Annotated in this window: 21 protein-coding genes and 1 tRNA gene; 4 read left to right on the plus strand and 18 right to left on the minus strand. The window is 42.3% G+C overall.

Going from position 1 to position 23,786, the window contains the following annotated elements:
• Positions 1 to 17 precede the first annotated feature (17 nt).
• The 4 genes from secD to queA all read right to left on the minus strand — a co-directional run bounded on the left by secD (position 18) and on the right by queA (position 4,608).
• Positions 18 to 1,895, minus strand: a complete 1,878-nt coding sequence (gene secD / locus BUQ89_RS07175; protein WP_051537756.1) for a protein translocase subunit SecD — start codon at positions 1,893 to 1,895, stop codon at positions 18 to 20.
• A gap of 73 nt (positions 1,896 to 1,968) precedes the next feature.
• Positions 1,969 to 2,439 carry a preprotein translocase subunit YajC gene (gene yajC, locus BUQ89_RS07180; protein WP_028462454.1) on the minus strand — a complete coding sequence of 157 codons (471 nt, stop codon included), beginning with the start codon at positions 2,437 to 2,439 and terminating at the stop codon, positions 1,969 to 1,971.
• 52 nt (positions 2,440 to 2,491) lie between these two features.
• Positions 2,492 to 3,577, minus strand: coding sequence for a tRNA guanosine(34) transglycosylase Tgt (gene tgt / locus BUQ89_RS07185; protein ID WP_028462455.1), 1,086 nt, complete (start codon positions 3,575 to 3,577; stop codon positions 2,492 to 2,494).
• Entirely contained in the window at positions 3,574 to 4,608 is a 1,035-nt protein-coding gene (gene queA / locus BUQ89_RS07190; RefSeq protein ID WP_028462456.1) for a tRNA preQ1(34) S-adenosylmethionine ribosyltransferase-isomerase QueA, read from the minus strand. Before queA ends, tgt begins: the two co-directional genes overlap by 4 nt.
• A gap of 116 nt (positions 4,609 to 4,724) precedes the next feature.
• On the opposite strand from queA, the gene BUQ89_RS07195 reads away from it, so the two are divergent.
• Positions 4,725 to 4,811: transfer RNA gene (locus tag BUQ89_RS07195), tRNA-Leu, on the plus strand.
• A gap of 123 nt (positions 4,812 to 4,934) precedes the next feature.
• Here the strand turns inward: BUQ89_RS07195 and tnpA are convergent.
• Positions 4,935 to 5,351 (minus strand): IS200/IS605 family transposase, encoded by a 417-nt coding sequence (gene tnpA, locus BUQ89_RS07200; protein WP_074202505.1) that lies wholly within the window; start codon positions 5,349 to 5,351, stop codon positions 4,935 to 4,937.
• Between the two features lie 30 nt (positions 5,352 to 5,381).
• On the opposite strand from tnpA, the gene BUQ89_RS07205 reads away from it, so the two are divergent.
• Complete coding sequence (locus BUQ89_RS07205) at positions 5,382 to 6,614, plus strand: RNA-guided endonuclease InsQ/TnpB family protein (protein ID WP_074202485.1); 1,233 nt, start codon at positions 5,382 to 5,384, stop codon at positions 6,612 to 6,614.
• Positions 6,615 to 7,886: 1,272 nt separating this feature from the next.
• Positions 7,887 to 9,740 carry an ABC-F family ATP-binding cassette domain-containing protein gene (locus BUQ89_RS07210; protein ID WP_028462433.1) on the plus strand — a complete coding sequence of 618 codons (1,854 nt, stop codon included), beginning with the start codon at positions 7,887 to 7,889 and terminating at the stop codon, positions 9,738 to 9,740.
• Positions 9,741 to 9,841: 101 nt separating this feature from the next.
• On the opposite strand, the gene BUQ89_RS07215 is transcribed toward BUQ89_RS07210, so the two are convergent.
• The 9 genes from BUQ89_RS07215 to fliL all read right to left on the minus strand — a co-directional run bounded on the left by BUQ89_RS07215 (position 9,842) and on the right by fliL (position 17,959).
• Positions 9,842 to 11,242 (minus strand): DUF4139 domain-containing protein, encoded by a 1,401-nt coding sequence (locus BUQ89_RS07215; protein ID WP_051537749.1) that lies wholly within the window; start codon positions 11,240 to 11,242, stop codon positions 9,842 to 9,844.
• A gap of 234 nt (positions 11,243 to 11,476) precedes the next feature.
• Complete coding sequence (locus BUQ89_RS07220) at positions 11,477 to 13,330, minus strand: coiled-coil domain-containing protein (RefSeq protein ID WP_036574008.1); 1,854 nt, start codon at positions 13,328 to 13,330, stop codon at positions 11,477 to 11,479.
• A gap of 158 nt (positions 13,331 to 13,488) precedes the next feature.
• A complete protein-coding gene (gene fliR, locus BUQ89_RS07225; protein ID WP_028462431.1) occupies positions 13,489 to 14,283 on the minus strand; it encodes a flagellar biosynthetic protein FliR in 795 nt (264 codons plus the stop codon).
• Positions 14,284 to 14,383: 100 nt separating this feature from the next.
• Positions 14,384 to 14,656: a flagellar biosynthesis protein FliQ gene (fliQ, locus tag BUQ89_RS07230; protein ID WP_028462430.1), complete on the minus strand. Its 273-nt coding sequence runs from the start codon at positions 14,654 to 14,656 to the stop codon at positions 14,384 to 14,386.
• A gap of 14 nt (positions 14,657 to 14,670) precedes the next feature.
• Positions 14,671 to 15,447, minus strand: a complete 777-nt coding sequence (fliP, locus tag BUQ89_RS07235; protein ID WP_036574006.1) for a flagellar type III secretion system pore protein FliP — start codon at positions 15,445 to 15,447, stop codon at positions 14,671 to 14,673.
• 56 nt (positions 15,448 to 15,503) lie between these two features.
• Positions 15,504 to 15,947 carry a flagellar biosynthetic protein FliO gene (gene fliO / locus BUQ89_RS07240; RefSeq protein WP_028462428.1) on the minus strand — a complete coding sequence of 148 codons (444 nt, stop codon included), beginning with the start codon at positions 15,945 to 15,947 and terminating at the stop codon, positions 15,504 to 15,506.
• Positions 15,948 to 15,955: 8 nt separating this feature from the next.
• On the minus strand, positions 15,956 to 16,366 hold the full coding sequence (gene fliN / locus BUQ89_RS07245; protein WP_425434878.1) for a flagellar motor switch protein FliN: 411 nt from the start codon (positions 16,364 to 16,366) through the stop codon (positions 15,956 to 15,958).
• Between the two features lie 136 nt (positions 16,367 to 16,502).
• The gene (gene fliM, locus BUQ89_RS07250) at positions 16,503 to 17,480 is read right to left on the minus strand and encodes a flagellar motor switch protein FliM (protein WP_028462426.1); all 978 of its coding nucleotides are present in this window, start codon (positions 17,478 to 17,480) and stop codon (positions 16,503 to 16,505) included.
• Between the two features lie 5 nt (positions 17,481 to 17,485).
• A complete protein-coding gene (fliL, locus tag BUQ89_RS07255) occupies positions 17,486 to 17,959 on the minus strand; it encodes a flagellar basal body-associated protein FliL (RefSeq protein ID WP_028462425.1) in 474 nt (157 codons plus the stop codon).
• A 567-nt stretch (positions 17,960 to 18,526) separates the two neighbouring features.
• Between fliL and BUQ89_RS07260 the strand changes: the two genes are divergently transcribed.
• The gene (locus BUQ89_RS07260; protein ID WP_245813036.1) at positions 18,527 to 19,654 is read left to right on the plus strand and encodes a transposase; all 1,128 of its coding nucleotides are present in this window, start codon (positions 18,527 to 18,529) and stop codon (positions 19,652 to 19,654) included.
• Between the two features lie 96 nt (positions 19,655 to 19,750).
• Here the strand turns inward: BUQ89_RS07260 and BUQ89_RS07265 are convergent, their stop codons facing one another.
• The 4 genes from BUQ89_RS07265 to BUQ89_RS07280 all read right to left on the minus strand — a co-directional run bounded on the left by BUQ89_RS07265 (position 19,751) and on the right by BUQ89_RS07280 (position 23,753).
• Positions 19,751 to 20,842 (minus strand): flagellar hook-length control protein FliK, encoded by a 1,092-nt coding sequence (locus tag BUQ89_RS07265; RefSeq protein WP_028461801.1) that lies wholly within the window; start codon positions 20,840 to 20,842, stop codon positions 19,751 to 19,753.
• Positions 20,843 to 20,911: 69 nt separating this feature from the next.
• Complete coding sequence (fliJ, locus tag BUQ89_RS07270) at positions 20,912 to 21,355, minus strand: flagellar export protein FliJ (RefSeq protein WP_028461800.1); 444 nt, start codon at positions 21,353 to 21,355, stop codon at positions 20,912 to 20,914.
• A 282-nt stretch (positions 21,356 to 21,637) separates the two neighbouring features.
• Positions 21,638 to 23,041: a flagellar protein export ATPase FliI gene (gene fliI, locus BUQ89_RS07275; RefSeq protein ID WP_028461799.1), complete on the minus strand. Its 1,404-nt coding sequence runs from the start codon at positions 23,039 to 23,041 to the stop codon at positions 21,638 to 21,640.
• Between the two features lies 1 nt (position 23,042).
• The gene (locus tag BUQ89_RS07280; RefSeq protein WP_028461798.1) at positions 23,043 to 23,753 is read right to left on the minus strand and encodes a flagellar assembly protein FliH; all 711 of its coding nucleotides are present in this window, start codon (positions 23,751 to 23,753) and stop codon (positions 23,043 to 23,045) included.
• Positions 23,754 to 23,786 lie beyond the last annotated feature (33 nt).

Consider the following 23,786-nt stretch of genomic DNA (forward strand, 5'->3'; position numbering starts at 1 on the left):
TGATCCTTGTTGATCTTTTATTTTCGTCTTATCTGTTGCGTTTTTATGAAATCATTGTTTACTTTTTTGGGTATCCAGATTTGACCGATTGGAACGCGCTCGAGCCTGCGTCGGCTGCCATATATCAGATTAACCATGCTACGTGAAACCATGACAGCGCTGAATACCGAGGTCAAGATGCCAAGACAAAGTACTACGGCAAAACCTTTAACTGGGCCTGAACCAAACGCAAACAATGCGACACCTGCGATTAAAGTTGTAATATTGGAGTCCAGAATAGTTCCAATTGCACGTTCATATCCAGCATTAATAGCCAATTGAGATGGAATACCATTACGTAGTTCGTCTCGAATACGTTCATTGATGAGAACGTTTGCATCAATTGCCATGCCGACAGTCAATGCAATGGCTGCCATACCAGGGAGTGTGAGTGTGGCCTGCATAATTGAAAGTAAGCCAATTAACAATAGTAAATTTACACTGAGCGCAACGACTGAAATAGCGCCGAATGCTAAATAGTAAATTACCATAAAGATGGCTACAGCAAGAAATCCATACAGTGTTGAGTTAAAGCCCCTGGCAATATTATCGGCACCCAAGCTGGGTCCGACGGTACGTTCCTCGATAATGTCCATGGGTGCAGCTAATGCGCCAGCACGCAATAGCAATGCGACGTCCTTGGCTTCCATGCTTGTCATACGTCCACTTATTTGTACGCGTCCGCCACCTATTTCTTCGCGAATTACTGGTGCGGTAACGACTTCCGTCTGATTTTTTTCGATCAAGAGAATGGCCATTCTTCTGCCCACATTCTCTCGTGTTAACTGTTTGAAGATACGTGACCCATTATTATCCAGACTGATATGCACGGCAGGCTGATTATCTTTGTCGAAACCAGGTTGAGCATCCGTGATTTGATCGCCAGTTAATAAAACCTGCTTTCTTACCAATAATGGACCACCGCCCCGTTCTTCATAGAGTTCGGTGCCGAATGGAATTTGGCCGCGTAGCGCAGAGTCGATGTCACGTTCATCATCGACCATGCGTATTTCGAGGGTAGCTGTCCGTCCCAAAATATCTTTCGCTTTCGCGGTATCCTGTACACCTGGTAATTGCACGATTACGCGATCCGCGCCCGCTTTCTGGATGATGGGCTCTGCTACACCTAACTCGTTGATGCGATTACGCAAGGTAATAATATTTTGTTGTACAGTTGATTCCTGCATATGCGCCTGCGCCTCTGGCTTGATACTGGCCACGAGGTGGAATCTTTTATCAGTATCTTCCTTACGCAGGTTTAAATCAGGATAAATATTTCTGAGTTCAGTTTCTGCGGTTAAGCGTGATTCGATATCACGGAATTTGAGTGTGAGATCTGTTTTCTGCTTCTCAAGTCCAGTATATGGAATTTTTAGCTCACGTAAGCTGCTACGTATATCAGTACTATAGCGATCGAGCGATTTGTCAAGCGCCCCATCCATATCAACTTGTAGCATAAAATGTACGCCGCCTCGCAAATCAAGTCCCAGATACATTGGCAAAGCACCGATATTTGTTAACCATTGAGGAGAATTGGGTAACAGGTTTAATGCAACAATATATTGATCCCCGAGCTCTGCTTGTAGGATATCTTTAGCTTTAAGTTGTATGTCGGTATCAACAAAGCGTACCTTGATAGTTTCTGTATCAAAGAAAATCCCATCGGTAGAGAGATTAGCTTTCTTTAATGCGTTTTCAACTCGGTCCAGTAATTTTGTATCAGCACTTAGGGTAATACGTAATGGAGAAATTTGTACTGCTGGGGATTCTCCATAAAAATTTGGCAGGGTATAAAGCAGTCCGAGCAAAAGTGAAACCGCAATAATCAGATATTTCCAGAGTGGGTAGCGGTTCATGGTTTTTAGTTAGATAATAGGTAAAAAAATACAAAGGTTGATACCAAGCTAACGATATCTACCTTTGCAACTGTTAATTAGTTTTTTCGCTGTTTTTTGAAGTATCGTCATCACTGGCCTCAGCTATGTTCTTGGTCTCCTGAGGTTTATCAATTTCTGGTGATTCATTGGTTTTTGATAATTTGTTATTTTTTTGTGTCTTTCCACCTTTGGATGGTTCGATACTTTTTAGTGTACCTTTGGGTAATAAAGTTTGAACAGCTGATTTGAGCACGGTTACTTCCACATTGGGTGCTATCTCCATGATTATGTAGCTTTCACTGACATTATTAACTCGTCCCAGTGCTCCGCCGCTGGTTATGATTTCATCACCCCTTTGTAGTGCTTCCGTCATTTGTTTATGCTCTTTTGCACGTTTGGATTGTGGACGAATGAGCAGGAAATAAAAGAGGATTAGTATTCCAAATAACGGCAATAGACTTAATAAGCTTCCCTCCGCCTGAGCAGGCGCGGCAGCTTGAGCGAAGGCTTCACTAATCAGCATGATATCTCTCCAAGAATAATTTATAAAAGCAATATATTAGCATGATGCGCGCTTATGCTTGAAATTCTCGTGCGTATTCTTCAAATTGTCCAACTTCAATTGCCGTCCGAATTTCGCTCATCAGTTGCTGATAATAAAATAAATTATGTAAAGTATTGAGATGTGCGCCCAGTATTTCGTTGATACGCTGTAAATGATGCAAATAAGCACGGCTGAAATGGCGGCAGGTATAGCAATGACAATGTTCGTCTGGTGGTGCAGTATCTAATCGATATTGACTGTTACGCAGTTTGATAACACCTTGGCGTGTATATAACCAGCCATTACGCGCATTGCGTGTAGGTATTACACAGTCAAACATATCAATACCCTGTGCCACAGCATTAACAATATCTGCCGGTGTACCCACGCCCATTAGATAACGGGGGGTTTCTATAGGTAGTTGTGGTGCAATATGTTTAAGTATGCGCTGCATATCAGCTTTGGGTTCTCCTACTGATAAACCGCCAATCGCATAGCCATCAAAACCGATATCGTATAATGCAGCAAACGACTGATCGCGCAAATTCTCGAACATGCCTCCCTGAACAATACCGAATAAAGCATTAGGATTATTTTCATGGGCGCGTTTAGATCGTTCTGCCCAGCGTAGACTTAATTCCATGGATGTGCTTGCTGTTGCTTCATTAGCAGGGTAGGGTGTACATTCGTCAAATATCATTACAATATCAGAATTGAGTGTGCGTTGAATTCGCATCGATTCCTCAGGTGTCAGGAAACAGCTGTCTCCATTTACCGGAGATTTGAATTTAACACCTTCTTCAGTGATGTTACGCAATGCTCCCAGGCTGAATACCTGGAAGCCACCGGAATCAGTCAATATCGGTTTATTCCATCCCATGAAATCATGCAATCCACCGTGTGCTTCGATTACTTCCAGACCGGGTCGCAACCATAAATGAAAGGTATTACCTAGCACTATTTGGGCATGAACTTCCTGTAAAGCGGCGGGTGGCATCGTCTTAACCGCACCATAAGTGCCTACGGGCATGAAAGCAGGTGTCTCTACTTCGCCATGTGCCAGTGTTAACGTGCCACGCCGGGCAGCGTGATCGGTACAGTGTAGTTGGAATCTCATGATTTTTTTTCGATCAACATGGCATCACCATAACTGAAGAAACGATAACGATTTGTGATGGCATGCTGATAGGCTCGCTGAATATTCCTTATTCCACCAAAAGCGGATACCAGCATGAGTAACGTGGAGCAAGGCAGATGAAAGTTAGTGAGTAATCGTTCAACAATCCGTAAACGAAACCCTGGGGTGATAAAAATACGGGTATCACCATAACCGGCGGTTAATTCGCCATTATGCGCTAATGCAGAGGCTTCGAGCGCGCGTAACGATGTGGTCCCCACTGCTAGTATGCGTTTCCCCGACGCTTTGGCATGTTGGATTGCGTTGACCGTCTCGGTTGGTATATGGAATGTTTCACTATGCATTGTATGATCGGCAATATTCTCAACACGTACTGGCTGAAAGGTGCCTGCGCCGACATGTAACGTTACATAGCTGATAATTATTCCCATCTCATGTAATTTTGTCAGTAAAGCTGTATCGAAATGAAGGCCTGCAGTTGGTGCTGCAACTGCTCCGGTATTTTTTGCATAAACTGTCTGATAACGCGTTTCATCGGCAGCTGTGGCCTGCCGTGAAATATAGGGGGGAAGAGGTAGAGTGCCGTATTGCTCGAGTAATTCGGTTACTGTTTTTTCATGTTCAAAAAGCAAGGTATAAAATGTTTGTTCGCGAGCCATAACTGTAACGTGAATTGCATCAGCGAGTAGCAGTCTGGAACCAATTTGTGGTGCGTGGCTGGCACGAATGGTTGCTTGTATTCGATGATTATCCAATATGCGTTCTACCATTACCTCTATTTTTCCGCCACTACTTTTTACACCCAATAAACGTGCCTTGATAACACGGGTATCATTGAACACCAGTACATCTCCTGCACGTAAATAATCTGGTAACTGAGTGAACAGCGTATCCTGTAATTGATCATTGACTCCATCCAGATAAAGCATTCGACTGCTGGTACGTCGTTCAGCAGGAAACTGTGCGATCAATTCAGTCGGCAGGTAAAAATCAAAATCCCGAGTTTTCATCGTGTGTATTATAACCGGTGTGTTGAGTATTTTCTTAAGTAGGTTGCTGTACTTCGTGTTTTCGGTAATAATTACATATTCCAGCTAAGTATAGAAAATATAGCTAAGCAGAATATGCCGGGATGGCGGAATTGGTAGACGCACGGGATTCAAAATCCCGCGATGGTAACATCATGGGGGTTCGATTCCCCCTCCCGGCACCACACAGAGTTTATAACAGGCTTCAATCGAATCGGATCGTTGATATTTATAAGAGATTTTTTATCAAATAGCGCGTAAAACTTCGTCCTTCAGGGCGGAGATATAAGCGCACAGGCGAAGCCTGTTTAATGCGATCTTTGCTGTTGTTCAATATATTGCTTAATAATCGAGAGTGGTGCTCCACCACAACTACCCGCAAAATAGCTTGGACTCCAAAGCATATTACCCCAAAGCTTATTTTTAATTTCGGGATAATTCTTTTTGCGAATAAGTCGGCTTGAAACGCCTTTCAAACTATTTACCAAGTTAGAAATAGCAATTTTTGGTGGATAGTTAACTAAAAGGTGAATATGATCATGCTCATCGTTAAATTCCACCAATTCTGCTTCAAAATCCAAACACACGTTTTTAAATATTTCTTCCAAATCAATTAATACCCTTCCGGAGAAAACATTTCTACGGTATTTTGTTACAAAGACCAAATGAACATTAAGATTAAAAACGAAATGTCTTACTGTTATTACATCGTTATTAACTTGCATAGACCAATTCCTTTTTGTATAATTATAACCATGAAGCAGATTATACGCAAAGCCTTTAAATCTCGACTCAATCCAAATTCTGACCAAGTACAGAAGATGGTTGAGTTTGCAGGTGCTAATCGGTTTGTTTGGAATAAAGCCTTAGCAATGAATCTGTTCAGATTAGAGCAGAAACAGCCATTGCTTTGGTACAACGAGTTGTCATTTTGGCTAAAGCTATGGAAATCCTCAGAAGATTATGGATTTCTAAAAACCGTTCATTCTCAACCGTTGCAACAAGCCTTAAAAAACTTAGAAAAAGCGTTCAAAGACGGTTTTGATAAAAAACAGCCTTTAAAACGGATTCCAAAATTCAAGAAAAAAGGTTTGAGTGACAGCTTTCGTTATCCACAAGGATTTAAGCTGGAGCAAGAGTCTAGCAAAGTGTTCTTGCCTAAAATCGGTTGGGTGAAATATCGTAATTCACGCCAAGTCATTGGTGACGTTAAAAATATGACGATTTCCCGTAAAGGCGGTTATTGGTACGTGTCGATTCAGACTGAGTACGAGACCGAGCTAAAGCGTCATAGCTCAACCAGTATGATTGGTGTTGATATGGGCGTTACCCGCTTTGCAACCTTGTCAGACGGCTCATACGTAGAACCTTTAAACAGTTTCAGAAAGTTATCAAAGAAACTGGCTTTTGAACAGCGTAAGCTGTCTAAAAAAGTCCGTTTCTCTGCTAACTGGAAAAAGCAGAAACAAATCATTACCCGACTGCATGAGCGTATTGCCAATGCTCGTTTAGACTTCTTACACAAAACCTCAACCGAAATCAGCAAAAATCACGCAATGGTCGTAGTTGAGAATTTAAAGATAGGAAACATGTCTAAGAGTGCCAAGGGCAGTGTTGAAAAGCATGGTAAAAACGTCAAAGCGAAATCGGGTCTAAACAAATCCATTCTTGACCAAGGATGGGGAATGTTCGTTTCGTTTTTGGAGTATAAACAGGCTTGTTCAGGCGGGGATGTATTGAAGGTAAACCCTCAATACACCTCTCAAACCTGCCCTAGATGTCAACATGTTAGTCGTGACAATCGCAAAAGCCAAAGTGCTTTTGAATGTACAGAATGTGGATTTAAAGCCAATGCCGACTTGGTAGGTGCCTTGAATGTACTTGAGCGAGGACATCGCTTGTTAGCCTGTGGAGTTGAAACGTTAGTTTCGTCTAAGAAGCAGGAACCAGTAGGCAGTAGCAATACAAACCTACTCTTAACGGCTTAATAAGTCGCTAGGAATCCCCTTCGTTTAGGAAGGGGAGGATGTCAAGATATAGCGAGGAATCATAGCATAGCGCTGTTTGACCATCAGTAAAAACTAATGATAAGCGCACTGTATTCCAGAAGATCTCTTCAGAATCTTGACTTCTGGATAACACGTCAATGAGATTGAGATCTGTGTTGGGCCGACAGCATAATATAATATCAGGTGATTTCTTGAAGAAAATAGATTTTTTAGCTGAGTAATCGTATCCAAAGACATCGCGTATCCAAAGACATCGGCACGACAGTGTTTGGCAGTATTACGAAAGTAGGAGCTATGGGGTATATGAAAAGTCGCAATGGGGCTTTGAAATATGTCGAACGAAACTCTGATACTGTAAACCGATTGAATGTAGTGAATGTGATCTCAGCGGCAATTTGAATAATGATGTATTGACATCCCCTTCAGAAACATCATCATATCAGCTTACCATCGTTTGAAACGATGGTTGTATTATTTTAATGAGTAGCTCGAGTGGCTCATATCTTCGAAGTAGGTACTACAGCTAGCCGTTATGGTATTCGTGATGTTGTCGTTGCCCTGTATCTGTATTCCCATAGCTACAAGTATCAAACGAATTGGTATGAGTAATCCTTTGTTTAAATAGAAAAATCTTATTTGTCAAGCAGAAATCATTCTGTTTGCTGCATATTTTAAAGAAAATGTCATTTATCCACCGATTGTGGAAGACATCTTTTTTGCGGCAATAGCTACGCTCGGGAGGCGAACGCGGCAGAAAATATCCTCAAGGTGGAGAGAGCATTCAAAATGCAATTTAATGAATGCGTTTGTTGCGGGATATAAAAAATGAAGAGCCTTTTTTATCCACAATTCCTGTGGATAAGTTTGTGGATAATTTGTAAATTAAAGGATTAACCTGTCCTCTTATAACGGTATTTTTTAATTCGACTAATTTTTGTGCACCCGATTATTCTATATAAAACATATGGTTATTATATTCCCTAGTGTTCATGCGGGTTTGGTCAGACTCACTTGGTTATCTCGCTATAAAAATGTGGATTATTTCAAATGTCAAGCTTAATTTTTAAATTGGTGAGTAGCGTTATAATAAATGGTTGCTAACCTAATAATACAATTTATGTAATATAAATTTGCCTCCATAGATTACAAGAAGACACCTTATTTTTAACTACAAAGACCAGGCAGAATAAAGTCACCTGAATGAGCATGATAACCATGCTGTGAATCAAGGTAATTCTGCTATCATGTTTTATGCTGAATATTCAACGTCTAACTTATCTGCAAAGCGGCATCCCGCTATTGCAAGATGCGAACCTGCAAGTCTTTGCTAATCAGCGTGTTGGCTTGGTTGGCACGAATGGCTGTGGAAAATCGACACTATTTCGTTTGATACGTGGAGAAATTAAGCCGGATAACGGTGAAATTAACTTGCAATCGGGCAAAACGATCACTTTTGTCGAGCAGGAAATCATTAACTCAAGTCAGCCTGCACTTGAGTTTGTACTCGACGGTGACGTGGAATTGCGTCAATTAGAAAAAATATTGGCGCGCGCTGAGCATGATATTGCCTGGTTCGAGGCACAACAACGCTATGAGACAACGAATGGTTATGTTGCCCGTGCGCGGGCTGCACAATTACTGAATGGACTCGGTTTTAGCAATAATATATTGGAGCGCCCCGTCAATCAATTTTCTGGTGGCTGGCGCATGCGGTTGAATTTGGCGCGTGCATTAATGCATCGAGCTGATTTGTTACTGCTGGATGAGCCAACTAATCATCTGGATCTGGAAGCCATTCTTTGGCTTGAACAATATTTAGCGTGTTATCCCGGCAGCCTGATAGTCGTTTCGCATGACCGAGAGTTTCTTAACGCCTGCATTAACCGTATTGCACATATCCATAACCAGCAAATTGATAGTTATACTGGTAATTATGATGATTTTGAGCATATTCGCGCTGAGCGCCATCTACAACAAACTCAGGCTTTTCAGCAACAGCAAAAAAAGATCGCACATATGGAAGATTTTGTGCGTCGTTTTCGTGCGAAAGCAACTAAGGCGAAGCAGGCGCAAAGCCGGTTGAAGGCATTGGAGCGATTAACGCGTATTGTGCCGGTACAGACGGAAGATGGCTATTTTCAATTGCGGATTGAAGCACCACAGTATAGTCCTGATGTATTATTGCGTGTTAAGGAGATGAGTTTTGGTTATAACGAGAATCCTTTGTTTCAACACGTTCATCTAACCTTACAGGCAGGTGCACGTATCGCTTTACTGGGGCCTAATGGCGCAGGAAAGTCAACGTTGATCAAATTGCTTATGAATGAGATCAAACCGACTTCTGGCAGTGTAGAGATGGCGCCGGATATTCGTATAGGTTACTTTGCCCAGCATCAGTTAGAAAATTTAGATGCTGCTGCGACACCATTGCAACACATGATACGGCTGGCACCCAAGCAAACGGAATTGGAGCTAAGGAATTTCCTGGGGCAATTTGGGTTGGGTGGAAATAGTGAGGATCGCCCAGTCGTAAGTTTCTCAGGTGGAGAAAAGAGTCGTTTGGCACTTGCGTTACTTGCATGGCAGAAACCACATATATTGCTGTTAGATGAGCCAACGAATCATTTGGATCTGGATATGCGTGATGCGCTTACATTGGCCCTGGAAGCTTATACGGGCGCAGTGGTGCTGGTATCACATGATCGTAGCCTGGTTCGTTCTGTAGCTGATGAGTTATGGTTAGTTGCTGATGGTGAAGCTCGATTATTTGATGGTGATCTGGAAGATTATAAAAATTGGATCGAGAAAGGTCGTTCCGGTGAATCATCTCAATCTCAATCTAAATCACAGAAATTAAAACCGAAAGTAGTATCGGGTCAAAATAAAAGAGCGCTTTTATCCAAACAGGCAAAGCTTGAAGCTGCTTTGACAATAGCTCAGACGGAATTGGCTGCCGTCAGTCGTCAGTTATCTGATCCGAAGACTTATACTCATTGTACGCGTGATGAGGTTAATCGACTGACTGATGTACATAAGGATCTCGAGAGAAAAATTGCTGAATTGGAAGAAAACTGGCTGGAGTTGGAGGCTGTAATAGGAGAGTGAAGCGAACGAACGATATTAATTAACGCTTTTATAAAATTAATTTTATAAAAATCGTAATCTATAAAGGTCAATATACCGGGATTTCAGGTTACAGAATCGAATTACAGTTTAGTGCGTACGCGATAAGTCAAAGTAATTGCTTTGTCAGCAGGTAGTAATAGTTTCCATTCAGCCAGATTAGATGATATTTTTGTATGTGGTTGAGACTCGGATATTATTGTCCAGTCGCCGGGTATCGGTTCATGTACTGTTACAGCTACTTCCTCTTTTTTGGCATTTCTCAGTGTGATCTGATAGGCTGTTTCAAATATACTATTTTGGTGCATTGTTCCCGTTAACGCCTGAAAATCGCTCTGTTTCTTGTCAGCGGTTAAATCAAATGCGCTTCCTAGTTTCAAGCGGATAAATTCTTTGTCGGGTGTGTGGTCGATTTGATCTTCACCCACAAATTGTGCATTGCCCATCTGGTCTTTCTTATAAACTCGAATAACCCCCTTGGGTAATGGGATACCTAAGCCTTTACCTTTGTTCTGGAACTTGATGAATACCGTAATCTTTAATTTGTCTCCAATATCTTTATATTGCCCGGAGTAATAATAGTTATCACCTGTTAATACAAATTCCTTATTAACGGGCACATGAACAGCTGACATGAGCGCGACTTGTTTAGTCTGGTTATCTGCCAGGGTTGTGCGGTGTTTGAGTGTGTAGAGGTGATATTCGAATAATGCCTCATTCTGCATATCAGAAATATTGGCTAATTCTGCGGTCATCCCTCTCGTTTTTCTAGCAATTGATCTTGGGTGGTGTATTCGATTGAGGTCACCGGCAACAAGTTGCAATGTGGCATTGGGATAAGTCGTACCACTTTCATTAGTTAATGTAACCAGGCCGTTGAGATCAAGATGATGATCATGCACATCTAATTCAGCTACATAGTCAGCCTGCCAGGATAAACCTGTTGTTAAATAGGAAAGTTCAAGATTCTGTTTACCTGCTGTGGAATTAATAAACGAGGTAACCAGGGTAGGTTTATCACGTAAATTTTCTGGTACGCTAGGAAATGCCAGGCGACCTGGGATACCGGTTTCAATTCGATCGGAGAACTTGAGAACAACGCCATCATTAGCTGCAAGAACGGTTGCTATTTCACTGGTCTCATGACCCGTAGCCGGATTTCGACGAATGACGGTTATGTTACTGCCAATATGTTTTTCCAGCAATTGCTGTGGTGTTAGTAGATCAAAATCAAAATTCTGTTCTTGCAAATAAAAACCGCTGGGATGAGTTAGATTGCGTAACAAGGCTGTTTCTGGCTGCATTTTTGCAGATACCTCACGCCAGGCTAGCTGGTTAGAATTAATATCCAGTTCGATGCTGCGAGAGTCTTTTATTAATGCAAGATTTTGATTATAGATCGTCACCGCCATTTCATTTTGGTCAAGCATTGTGGTGGTTTTTTCATCGAGGGGTGCGGCAATCCCATTGGATAAAATTACCATTAAACCTATTATGATCGATATTCTTACTATTCTATCTTTTGAATACAGATAATTTTTCATGAGTGGTATTGAGTTTACCGTTGAATTCTATATCTGAAAAAACTTCTATCTTGATTTTTGTTTCGTGTGAGTTTCATGCAATGACACCATACTCTTGGTATTATATCTGTCAAGGATTCTTAATCTTCCTGTGATAAGGATGAACGGCACGCTAGTTATATCAAGACAAGAATTTTAAGCCGTTTCTTGTGTTTTTATTCCGCCGGTAACTTTGTTTCGGATGCATTCTGCCGCCGCAATTTCTTTTCGTATTCTTGATGTGGCCGCTGTAGTTGCTTCCTTGTCAGTTTGGGCACGGGCTAATGATGCTTCTTTAGCCATTCTCTCGACTGCTTCGCGAGAAATAGCTTGTTCCAGAGCTCTTTCATCGCTATCAATACGTTCTTGAATTGCAGCTAAGGCGGCAGATTCAGCCTTTTTCTTGGCGACTGCAATTGCTATAGCTGCTTCTTCTGCCTGTAGCCGGGTTTTTGCTTTATCTGCGGCAGTAATCTTTTCTTGAACTCCAATGATTACCAATCTGGTAATCTTTTGTTCTGTTTCGAGACGTTCAATCGCTGCTTTCTCTGCTTGGTTAATTGCCTCCACACGAATCTTAGCATCCTCCAATAAACGCTCTTCTGCTTCTGTAAGCGCATTGTTTTTTTCAGTAACGAGTGCCTCAGCTTTGATTCTCTCTTCAAAAACAGCTTTGGCTTTAGTTTCGGCTTTTGTTTTATTTTCCGCCGCTGTCTGTGTGGCAATACTAGCCAGAGCACGTGCACGTGCTGCTTCGGTGGCTTTTTTCTCAGCTGTGATTTGTGAATGAATAGCTTCTGTTGCAGCTATCTCAGCTTCCATTTTTTCTTTTATTATGAGTGTTTTTTGTTGTTCGGCATGCAGGCGCGCTTCTGCAGCTGTTTTTGCATGGGTTTCGGCCATCATGCGATTGTTAGGTTCTTCAAGTAATTGCTTTTCAGCTTTTATTCTTGCTTTTATTGCTTGTTCTGCAGCCCTTTCTTTGGTGACAATGGATTCAGCAATGGCTGCCGCCGCTTTTTCTGCATCTACTCTGTTTTGAGCCGCTGTAGTCGCACGGGTATCAGCCGTTGTACGCTTCTGGGCCTCATGTGCAGCGATTGTCTCAGCTTCTACTCTGGCTTGAGCTGCTTGCGTTGCAATAATTTCGGTTTGAGCTCTTTCTTCCGCAGCTTTACGCGCTTTAGTTTCGATTGCCAAACGATTATGCGCTTGTTCTAGTATTTCCGCTTCTGTACGCATGCGTACTTGAATTTCTTCTATGGCTTGTCTTTCAGCTTCGCTACTTGCTGTGGCTAATGCAAGCACTCGCTCTCCTGCTTGGATTCTGGCAGATGCTATAGCCGCCGCATTTGTTTCTGTTTCGATAATGGCTAGCGCGAGGAGACGCGCCTCTTCTTCAATTTTGCCTTTGGCAATGATCGCTTCTGTTGCTTTTTTTTCTGCTGCTATGCGGGCATTTGCCTGATCTAATGTCTGTGCTTCTTGTTGGGTACGTTGCTGTGTTTCTTTGATGATGAGCTCATCTGCTTTTATTTTGTCCTGCAGCAGCACCATTTTTTCTTTTTCAGCTCTGATTTTCTCCTCAGCGAGTTGCTTTGCTTTGATTTCGAGTTCTTTGCGAGCATGTGCTTCATCGGTAGCCAGTGTTTCAGCTTTGGCTCTGGCTCTGGCTTGTTCTGTTGCCGTTGTTTCAGCCTTGATTCTAGCCTCTGCGGACATTCGGGCATTCGCTTCTGCCCTGGCTCTGGCTTCCGCCGCGACGCGGGCCTTAGTGTCCAATTCGATGCGATTTTTAGCTTCCTTAATTGCTTGATCTTCTGCAGCTAATCGCGCCTGTCTAGCTATCTTTCTTTGTGTGTCCATATCTATTGCAGGCGAGGATTCCTGCTCATGAAGTACTATATTAGCCAGCTTACTATCAGGTGGAACAGTGGTTATGTCTCTTCTGGATTCTGAGGGCGGATAGGGTTTAAATAGTGATTTTATTAAGCGAGACTTGAAGGTCATGATTATTTGTCATACGGATAACTAATGGGTATTAAGCGTTATGAGTATCCTGCATATAGGGGTTTCTAATTTAGCAGCTTCGGACAAAAATCGAGTATTGAAACAGAAGGTAAATATTGCTTGTTTACGCGTTTGGTCAGAATGGATGCCAGAAGGACTCATGGTGCGTTGATATGAGATGAATTGGTCATTTCTGTTACTATATTCAACCCATCTTGAATTGAGCGTTCCAGGATTGGTGTGAAAAAGGGGATGCTGAGTGCCAGTACAAGAAATCCAATGGATAATGTCAGTGGGAAACCCACTGCAAAAATGTTTAACTGAGGTGCGACGCGCGTTAATATGCCTAAGGCAAGGTTGGTAATTAATAACGCTGTCAGTACGGGAAGTGATAACTGTAGGCCGGTTAGAAAAATCTCTCCTCCCCATTTAGTCAGCGTGACAAACATGGGTGTTGTGATTCCGGTGGAACCGATTGGTAACGTGTCAAAGCTTTTTGAAATAAAGGTAATTATCTGGAGATGACCATTCATTGCAATAAATGCCAGACTTGCGATTATTCCCAAGAACCGGCTGATAAGCGGAGTTTGACTAGTATTTTGCGGATCAAAGAAAGTTGCAAATCCCAGGCCCATTTGTAGACCGATGACTTCTCCTGCCATTTCTACTGCCATGAATATAATCCGCATGGTAAGTCCGATAGCAAGTCCGATGATTACTTGTTGTATGATAATAAGCAAGCCAATTCCGGAACCCGGGTCTATCGCTGGCAATGATTTTAGTGTGGGTGCTATGAGAATTGTAATGACTGTAGCGAATCCAAGTTTTACCCGTATCGGAATGCTCGGACTGCTGAAAATGGGTGCACTTGTGATGAGCGCTAAAATTCTGCTGAATGGCCAAAGAAATGTTGCTAATAGTGCATCAAGCTCTATAGTAGTAATACTAAGCATTTTAGTATATCAATTAATCGACTATCGGCAATGGTTGTAAATCAGAAAAGTGGAGATCCCGGTATCGAAATCTTGATGAAACGAAAACCTATAATACAAGTTAGCCGACTCCCAACCAGGGAATGTCGGTAAAGAGCCGTCGCATGTAGTCGATCATGATGTTAAGCATCCAGGGACCCGCTAAAACCATCACGATAAACATAACGAGTAACTTGGGTATGAACGATAAAGTCATTTCATTAATCTGTGTGGCCGCTTGAAAAATACTGACTATGAGGCCGGTAGCCAATGCCGCTAGAAGTAGAGGTGCAGAAATCATAAAAGTAACCTCAAGTGCTTGCCGTCCGATAGTCATTACATTTTCTGGACTCATGAATCTTCTTCCTGTCAGGTAAAAAAACTTTGTGTCAATGAACCAATGAGTAAATGCCAGCCGTCTACCAAAACAAACAGCATTAATTTGAAAGGCAACGAGATAATCATGGGCGATAACATCATCATACCCATAGACATCAATACACTGGCCACAACCATATCTATGATAAGAAAGGGAATAAAAATGAGAAATCCAATCTGGAATGCTGTTTTTAGTTCACTGGTAACATAAGCGGGGACGAGTATTTTTAATGGAATTTGTTCTGGATTTTGTATTTCATGGCTATTAGATATTTGAATAAACAGTGCCAGATCTGTTTCACGGGTCTGGTGCAACATGAAAGATTTTAGGGGAACACTGGCTTTATCTGCAGCTTTAATAATGTCTATTTTATCTTCGGAAAAAGGTAGATAGGCCTCATGATAAATGCGATCAATTACAGGTGACATAACAAAAAAAGTCAAAAATAATGCCAGTCCAATTAATACCTGGTTGGGCGGTGAAGATTGTGTTCCTAATGCCAGTCGCAATAGTGATAGCACGATGATAATACGCGTGAAACTAGACATCATTAATACGACCGCTGGCAAAAATGTCAGCGAAGTAAAAAATAGCAGTGTTTGCAGGCTCAATGTATAGAGTGCTCCGCCACCTGAGAGAGGCGTACTGGAGAATGCAGGAAATCCTGTTTGTTGTGAAAATACAGGTAACGTAAAACAACAACCTGCTAGTAAAAACAGTACTTGGAGTAGACGCCGCAATTGCAAACAAGCCCGAAGAAAGTGCATACTCAGTCCATATTAGGCATAAATAGATACAATAAAATCAATGGACTGCCATTGAACTATGATTGGTTATATTTCTTTCCTATTTGTTGGTTTAGATGTTCCGAGAATTTATCGTTACCTGATTTATTGGATATATCATCAGATGGTTTCATTGAAATTTTTTCCATACTGTGCAAAGTGCTAACTCGACCAGGAGCAACGCCTAGAACCAGCCAGGTGTCACCTACTTCAAGTATCACGATGCGCTCCCGTTGACCAATGCTTGTCGTTGAAATTATTTTTATGGCGTTTGAAGTAGTCGTTGGGATGATAGCGAAACGTTTGAGTAACCAAGTAGCCGCTCCAATGACTATCAACACCAGTAATAATCCGGCAGCCATCTGTAACATATTTTCTATAGATATGACTGGTGGGGGAGGCGTATAGCCCGGCTGTGATACCTCGGCATAGATTCGAGATGGAATTGCGAGTATCAATAATGTTAGATAGCGGATTAGCATTCAAGGCTTTAATGATTGAGTTTTCGGATGCGTTCACTCGGTGTAATAATATTGGTCAGTCTGATACCAAATTTATCATTGACTACAACCACCTCACCCTGCGCAATTAGACAGCCATTAACCAGTACATCCATTGGTCCGCCCGCCGTACCCTCAAGTTCAATGACAGAGCCTTGTGCTAGTTGTAATAAGTTTTTGATCGTAATTTTTGTTCGCCCAAGTTCAACAGTGAGCTGAACAGGAATATCCAGAATCATATCGATATCATTTTGGGCGCTAGTCAATAATTCATCCTTTGAAAATTCTTCAAAAACAGAAGCAGTTTGTGCGTTAGGCATCGTATTATTTTTTGTTTCGGTTTCGGTTTCGGTTTCGGTTTCGGTTTCGGTTTCGGTTCCAGTTCCAGTTCCAGCATTGATATTAGTATCAGTCGGGGCAGTAGTCGATTCAGGCTTATCCGATGTCGATAACGTTTGTTCTGTCATTGTGGTTGCCGAATCATTACTATCTGATTGTTTCGTAGTCGTAGTTTCAGGCATATTTATCTCCATTAAGTTAAATAGACTCTGCTTGGCAAAGCATTGTATTTACTCTTAAGGCATATCGTCTGTTTATGATGCCATAGCGACATTCCATTACTGGCATTCCATCTACAGATGCTGTAATAGTTTCGGGGATATCTAATGGGATGATATCGCCTTCTTGCATACTCAAGATCTGGTCAAAGGTAACTTTTGTATGTCCAAGGTTGGCAACGAGTTCTACTTCAGCATTTTGTACTTGTTGTGATAGCAGGCGTACCCAACGTTTGTCAGTTTCCGAATGATTGCACTGTAAAGTGCTGTAGAGAATATTGCGTATCGGTTCAATCATTGCATAAGGCATACAAATATGTAACTCACCACCTTTATCACCCAGATCGATATCAAAAGTAACAGCAATCACAATTTCGTTAGCGGTAGCAATATTTGCAAATTGGGGATTTATTTCGGATCTGATATATTCAAATTTCACCGGATAGACAGATTCCCATGATTTTTCATAACCCTCAAATACAACATCGAGCAAGCGCTGGATGATACGCAGCTCAGTCTGGGTGAGATCTTTTCCCTTTATACGCGAATGAAATCTGCCATCGCCACCAAATAAATGGTCTACGATTAGGAATATCAAACTAGGGTCAAAAATGAATAAGGCAGTGCCACGTAATGGTTTGATATGAACGATATTGAAATTAGTAGGCACGATTAGATCGCGTACAAACTCACTGTACTTGATTATTTTGAGCGGTCTAGCCGAAACATCAACCGTTCGACGCATAAAATTGAATAGCCCAGTTTGTAGAAGGCGCGCAAACCGTTCATTAATAATTTCATAGGTAGGCATGCGTTCGCCCACGATTCGTTCTTGTGTCGCAATATTATAGGATTGAATGCCAGATGCTCTTTGTTTATTTGATATATTATTATTTTCATCCGCTGTGCCTTTGAGTAGGGCATCAACTTCTTCCTGGGAGAGGAAATCTTCAGTCATCAGTATTATTGGATAACAAATGATGTGAATAATACGTCAAGAATCTCTTCTTGCATGATCTCTGAATCAATTGTTTGCCTAATCTCATCAGTAATCTCTGCACTTAATTGCTGTTTACCAGCTATGGAAAGAATTTCTGTTGGCTTTTTGCTGGATAGTAATAATAGGATACGATTACGTATCTCAGGCATTTGTTTTTTAATAACATTGACTACGTCAGTTTCTTGAGTTTTGACAGTGAGTCCTACTTGCAGGTACTGGCTATCTTCTTCTGGTTGAAGGTTGACAGTGAAGGTCTCTATGTCAATGAATTTCACTGGTTTTTTATGGGATTGTGTGGTTTCTCCTGTTGTATCCAGGTTCTGTATAACATACCACGCGCCGCCTGCACCACTTCCAATGGCTATTATCGCAATCAGAATTATCGGCAATAAGTTCTTCTTATTTTTGGTGTTTTCCATGCTAGTAGTTGTTGACATTTTTATTCCTTATGCGACAGGTCAATTATGTAAGAATAAGAAAGGGGGGAATATAACAAACAGCAGCCGAATTCATGGCTATTTCCAGATACGGAAAATGAGCCTAAATCTTTAGTCTTATGTTCAGAGACTTTTGCAAAAGTCTCCATGTGCCTGCCGAGAATCACACAACGCAATCCAATTTCGCGTGTGCCGAATGTGGGTACGCAGCAGAAAATGCAGACCTCAACGCGGCCATCAATATTCTAAGGGCAGGGCATGCCCAGCTCGCCTGTCAAGTGAACGATACAGTCATGTCGTCAGCAATAAGAATTCACCGAAGTCATCTACCCCATTCCGGGGTAGATACAGCAGGAATCGCCTGTCTTTAGACGGGGGACGATGTCAATAAACGAGCGGTTATTATAGCGTATAGGGCCCAATACGATATGGGTGGGCCAGTAGCTTCGCTTTATCATCTCAACTTCCGGAAAACCCCGGTCTTAAGGCCGAGGATGGATAGGGAGTCAGCTTCGTTGATACTAAAGCCTGTTTTTCACCTATTTCTGTTAAAGTGTGTGAGTGGAAATGAAGCGCGCATACAAATTCAGGTTTTACCCAACTTTTGAGCAAGAAACTATTCTGGCTCAAACATTCGGGTGTGCTCGGTTTGTCTATAATCGCATGTTGCACGTTCGTTCTGATGCTTGGTATACCGAGAAAAAAAGAATCGGGTATCATGCTACCTCCTCTTTGTTGACCGAGTTAAAAAAAGAGCCTGAATTTGAATGGCTGAACAAAGTTTCCAGTGTTCCTGTGCAGCAATCTCTCCGCCACCTGCAAACGGCATTTGGTAATTTCTTTGCCAAACGAGCCAAATACCCGTCATTCAAAAGCAAGCATGAGAAGCAATCGGCTGAATACACGTCCAGCGCCTTCAAGTGGGACGGTAAGTCTCTGAAACTGGCGAAGATGAAAGATCCACTGAATATCAGATGGTCGCGCACCCTTCCTAAGGCGACAAAACTAACGATTGCAACAGTCTCTAAAGACTCAGCGAGTCGATACCATGTTTCTATGCTTTGCGACGACTCTGTTGCGCGAAAGCCAAGGGTTAGCGGCAAAGTCGGCATTGACTTAGGATTAACGCACTTCGCTATTCTTTCTACGGGCGAGAAGATTGCGTCTCCTAACACGCTACGAAAGAATGAAACCAGGCTTGCTAAGCTGCAACGCAAGCTATCTAAAAAGCGCAAAGGGTCGGCCAATAGACAAAAAGCCAGACTGAAAGTAGCGCGACTACATGCAGGAATTGCTGATGCTCGTAAAGACTTTCTACATAAACTCTCAACACGGCTAGTGAACGAAAACCAAGTGATAGCTGTAGCGTCTTTAGCTGTTAGCAATATGAAGAAAAATCGTTGCCTCGCAAAATCAATTTCCGATGTAGGATGGGGTGAATTTGTGCGGCAATTAGAATACAAGTCGCTGTGGTACGGGCGAGAGCTTGTAGGTATTGACCGATGGTATCCAAGCAGCAAACGCTGCTCGGGATGTGGGCATACCGTAAACAAGATGCCTTTGAATGTGCGTGAATGGACTTGTCCGGAATGCGGATCAATCCATGATCGAGACATCAACGCAGCGCGTAATGTTTTGGCCGCTGGACTGGCGGTGTCAGCCCTTGGAGAATCTATAAGTCCTGTTTGCATTTAGGTGCGTCCGGGTTGGATTCGTTGAATTGGGAATCCCCTTCGTTTACGGAGGGGAGCAGTCAAAACGGCTTTGTCTTGCTTGAGACCTGGTTGTTGATCAAGCAAAAGTATTGACAATCCCCTGATGCTGATTAGATTGAATATGTGTCTCAATCTGACTAGCAGGCGCATCATGCGTACTTATTCTGCCAATAGGCAATCTTGATGGTGTATGTTGACGGTGCCCGGTATTGGCTTGCTGTTGAAATGAGTCTGCACCAATCAGGACATTCCCGAGCTCAATTCCGCTTTCTGACATCATTTCTTTTAACCTGGGTAGAGCTGCTTCAATTGCTTCACGTACAGCTAAATGAGGTGATGCGAACTGGGCTGTGGCTTGAGCACCCTGTTCATTTGTGATATTTAGTAAGACTTCGATCGGGCCAAGATGAGCTGGGTTTAAACGAATCTCAGCTGTTTGACCTTGCTGGTTCGACAGCCATACTATTTTTTGGGCAAATTCGTTATTCCATTTTGGTTGTCCAGCATGGGTATCAAGGTTGATACTGTCTATATCGAGTGTGAGGGGAGAAGTGATAGATGTCGTACTACTCGTTATACCTATTTGATGTGCAGAATCTGGTAGTAGCAAAGTCGTGAGTTCTCCTGTGTTAGAGAAAATGGTTTGGCTGCTTTCTGTAGAGAGCGGTGGTGTTCTGCTGGAAGCAGCAAAATCTGCCGAGCTAAAGAACTGTTTGTTGATTTGATTCAGTGTGCCGCTTCCTGACAGGTCTGGCTGTAGCACCTGATGAGTCGTTAGTGATGAGGCGTTGGGACCTGGTGTCTGCTGGTGGCTACCGGCATATTGATATGGCTTGCTGATCAATAGTGCTGGTAGTAAGAGAAATGGCGTTATTTCGGTATTGATCGTGTTTTCAACGCTGGTATCGGGTGTCGTACTATTTCTTTCATCTGTTTGTATTGGTTCCGATGAATTTATGATGATCCCTGAAGACGATGTCTTATCATAGATTTCATGAGGAGCTGGGATGTGGTTCTTTGGTTCATGCACAGCGGTTTCTTTCGAAATTTCTCGCATCATTACTTTTTCGAATGGTTCATTGACGTCAGTGTCTGAGTTAACTAACGTTATCGGATTATCGGGTAAAACGTGTGTCTGTGGCGAAATCAATATATTGGATATCGGCATTTTTGTATGAAACTAATTTCATTAGAATATCAATAAGCCTAATTATTGCAGCATTAAATAGATTTTTATTTATTTATAATGGTGAATGGATGGGGTGGCGGCATATTCATCCTGTTCCGTTTGCTCGCGCTTTGTCAGCTGCTGTGTTTTAATCCTGTCGTGACGTTGTGATAATGTATCGTAGGACTTGAGTTTGCGTTGATAGGATTGGAATTCACTTCCACCGATTTCTCTGTTGCTATTGGTAATCGTAACGGTTTTGCGTTGTTCAGTTATAGCCGCATCCAGTTTATTCATAAATGCAATGAAATTCAGCCATTCAATTTGGTCGATACCCTTTTTTGCGGAATCTTGAAAATGTGATTGATAATTATGTTGGTATTGTAGAAGTAAAAGCAATTTCTTCTCTGCCTCTTGTTGCTGGGAATTTAACTGTCCCAGTTTTCTTGCGGAGGTGTTACTTTGTTGCTGAGCGTGATCAAGTAGTATTTTGAGGGATGAGCTTTTAGACATTACAATATCCTTATCATATTGTTGTATTTCCTAATATTTCCCCGATTCCAGGTAATTGTGGTGAGTAAGGTTAAGTCAGGATTGTATAATCACCTCAGCTCTAAGAGACGATCTCGTGTTATACAAATAGAGATCTTTGCGAAACCCCAATAGTTGAAAAATCAATTCTTTATAATCAATAGTCTAAAACTTCTTATAAGAACTTTTGCAAAAGCTTCAAATAATGAATGTTGCAAGGATTATTTTTTATACACTAGATGAATCTTAAGATTCATAGATTACTTAGCCCTGCTTGTTATCGAACAGTATCATTAGTTTCTTTAGACTATCGTGGTAGTTCTCCTGCTGAAACATGCCTTGTTGTAAAAAAGATTCAAGAGCAGGGTAAAGTTTAATAGCTTTATCTAGCTCTGGATGGGTGCCCGCAACATAGGCACCGACACTGATCAAGTCATGACTGCGCTGATAGCGAGAATATAGACTTTTAAAATGCCGTGCTAATTCGATTTGTTCACGTGAAACCAGGCTGGTCATGACACGACTGATGGAGGCTTCAATATCAATAGCGGGGTAATGCCCAGCTTCAGCTAATCGGCGTGAAAGCACTATATGCCCATCGAGAATCGCACGTGCATTATCGGCTATTGGATCATTTTGATCATCACCTTCGGTCAATACCGTATAAAAGGCAGTAATCGAACCGCTGGCTTTATTACCATTGCCGGCCCGCTCCACAAGTTGAGGCAATTTGGCAAATACAGATGGCGGATAACCTTTGGTTGCCGGTGGTTCGCCAATAGCCAGCGCAATTTCTCGTTGTGCCATGGCAAAACGTGTGAGTGAATCCATAATTAATAGCACGTGTTTACCCTGATCACGGAAGAATTCAGCAATTGCTGTCGCGTAAGCGGCTCCTTGCAACCGCAGCAATGGCGAGGTATCAGCGGGAGCCGCAATAACCACAGCACGTGCGAGTCCCTCTTTTCCCAGGATATTCTCTATAAATTCCTTAACCTCACGTCCTCGCTCGCCGATTAAGGCAACAACAATTACATCAGCGCTGGTATAACGTGCCATCATGCCGAGTAATACGCTTTTGCCGACACCACTTCCAGCAAACAAGCCCATACGTTGACCTCTTCCAACAGTCAATAAGGTATTAATGACGCGTACACCAACATCTAGTGGCTCACTGACCGGGACACGTTCCAGTGGATTATAAGGCCGACTATACAATGGCATGCTATTCTCGACGCGTAGCGGGCCTAGTTGATCCAGTGGTTCCCCCGCTCCACTTAATACGCGTCCCAGTAATTCATAACCAACCATGACATGTTTGGCACGATCTGCGGCGCGTCTTTTTGGGTGTTGAAGGCAGCCGATTTTAGGTAGTTCTCCAATGAATTCTGTTGAAACCACTCTGGCGCCAGGCACTAATCCATAGGTATCGCCAGATGGCATTAGGAATAAGCGATCTTCTGAAAAACCAACTACTTCTGCCGAAACATTGTTTCCATTGGGAAGGAATATAGTGCAGCTGCTACCGACAGCAAGTTTCAATCCAATAGCTTCCATCACAAGTCCTGCGACACGCGTTAGCGTACCACTCTGTAATAATGGATCTGAAGCTGTGATAAGTTGGTTACAGTTATGTAAAAAACTGCACCAATGATCATTGCGAGTCATGCTATTCTTTTGAGTCTATCCAGTTATCTTTTTGGCCGATGGCGGCCAGTATTCTTTGCCACCGCGTTGCCAGACTGGCATCAACCTCACTTCCGTTGGCTTTTAGCAGACAGCCTCCTTGTGATATTCGTTTATCTTCATGAATTTCCCAGTTAGCATGTGATAATTGATCATCCATGTGGCGACGTACCAGTGCCGCATCTGTTGGATGCAGGATAAGGCAGGGATGCTGCATGGAATTGGGTAAATGACGTATTGCCTCTTGTACGATGGGAAGGATTAATTCCGGATGGATCTGTAGTGACTGAGTAATCATTTTTTTCGCAAGGTCGAGCGCTAAGGTTAATAGATCCTGTGCAACTTGTTGGTCTATCCTCTGTAGGTCCTGACTGAGGCTGGATAGTAGTGTGTGTATGCGTTCCATTTCGCTTTTTATTTCTATCTCTGCATTTTGCTTGCCTTCTTGATAGCCAGTTGCAAGTCCTTCCTGATAGCCGGCTGTCTGTCCTTCGTGTTTTGCTTGTTGATAAATACGCGCTATTTGTTCCTCAGTGGGTAACATAGCCGCTGCTTTTTTATTATTATCAGGTTCTGGGTTATCAACAGTTTTTGTTTTCTGCGGTTTGTTTTTATTAGGGGCATCAAAAGAATCTAGCTCCCAAGGTTGATAAGCAGCGAGTTCTTCTTTAGGTATCAAATGAGTCGTTATCATGTCAGGATCCTTGCCGAGGTTTTCAGGATTGCA

It is taken from the genome of Nitrosomonas cryotolerans ATCC 49181, from assembly GCF_900143275.1.
GTDB lineage: Bacteria > Pseudomonadota > Gammaproteobacteria > Burkholderiales > Nitrosomonadaceae > Nitrosomonas > Nitrosomonas cryotolerans.

What these genes read in the sequence shown, in the direction of transcription:
- secD (WP_051537756.1), bottom strand. Translation starts at nt 1,895, where the DNA reads ATGAACCGCTACCCACTCTGGAAATATCTGATTATTGCGGTTTCACTT.
- yajC (WP_028462454.1), bottom strand. Translation starts at nt 2,439, where the DNA reads ATGCTGATTAGTGAAGCCTTCGCTCAAGCTGCCGCGCCTGCTCAGGCG.
- tgt (WP_028462455.1), bottom strand. Translation starts at nt 3,577, where the DNA reads ATGAGATTCCAACTACACTGTACCGATCACGCTGCCCGGCGTGGCACG.
- queA (WP_028462456.1), bottom strand. Translation starts at nt 4,608, where the DNA reads ATGAAAACTCGGGATTTTGATTTTTACCTGCCGACTGAATTGATCGCA.
- tnpA (WP_074202505.1), bottom strand. Translation starts at nt 5,351, where the DNA reads ATGCAAGTTAATAACGATGTAATAACAGTAAGACATTTCGTTTTTAAT.
- BUQ89_RS07205 (WP_074202485.1), top strand. Translation starts at nt 5,382, where the DNA reads ATGAAGCAGATTATACGCAAAGCCTTTAAATCTCGACTCAATCCAAAT.
- BUQ89_RS07210 (WP_028462433.1), top strand. Translation starts at nt 7,887, where the DNA reads ATGCTGAATATTCAACGTCTAACTTATCTGCAAAGCGGCATCCCGCTA.
- BUQ89_RS07215 (WP_051537749.1), bottom strand. Translation starts at nt 11,242, where the DNA reads ATGGTAATTTTATCCAATGGGATTGCCGCACCCCTCGATGAAAAAACC.
- BUQ89_RS07220 (WP_036574008.1), bottom strand. Translation starts at nt 13,330, where the DNA reads ATGACCTTCAAGTCTCGCTTAATAAAATCACTATTTAAACCCTATCCG.
- fliR (WP_028462431.1), bottom strand. Translation starts at nt 14,283, where the DNA reads ATGCTTAGTATTACTACTATAGAGCTTGATGCACTATTAGCAACATTT.
- fliQ (WP_028462430.1), bottom strand. Translation starts at nt 14,656, where the DNA reads ATGAGTCCAGAAAATGTAATGACTATCGGACGGCAAGCACTTGAGGTT.
- fliP (WP_036574006.1), bottom strand. Translation starts at nt 15,447, where the DNA reads ATGCACTTTCTTCGGGCTTGTTTGCAATTGCGGCGTCTACTCCAAGTA.
- fliO (WP_028462428.1), bottom strand. Translation starts at nt 15,947, where the DNA reads ATGCTAATCCGCTATCTAACATTATTGATACTCGCAATTCCATCTCGA.
- fliM (WP_028462426.1), bottom strand. Translation starts at nt 17,480, where the DNA reads ATGACTGAAGATTTCCTCTCCCAGGAAGAAGTTGATGCCCTACTCAAA.
- fliL (WP_028462425.1), bottom strand. Translation starts at nt 17,959, where the DNA reads ATGTCAACAACTACTAGCATGGAAAACACCAAAAATAAGAAGAACTTA.
- BUQ89_RS07260 (WP_245813036.1), top strand. Translation starts at nt 18,527, where the DNA reads ATGAAGCGCGCATACAAATTCAGGTTTTACCCAACTTTTGAGCAAGAA.
- BUQ89_RS07265 (WP_028461801.1), bottom strand. Translation starts at nt 20,842, where the DNA reads ATGCCGATATCCAATATATTGATTTCGCCACAGACACACGTTTTACCC.
- fliJ (WP_028461800.1), bottom strand. Translation starts at nt 21,355, where the DNA reads ATGTCTAAAAGCTCATCCCTCAAAATACTACTTGATCACGCTCAGCAA.
- fliI (WP_028461799.1), bottom strand. Translation starts at nt 23,041, where the DNA reads ATGACTCGCAATGATCATTGGTGCAGTTTTTTACATAACTGTAACCAA.
- BUQ89_RS07280 (WP_028461798.1), bottom strand. Translation starts at nt 23,753, where the DNA reads ATGATAACGACTCATTTGATACCTAAAGAAGAACTCGCTGCTTATCAA.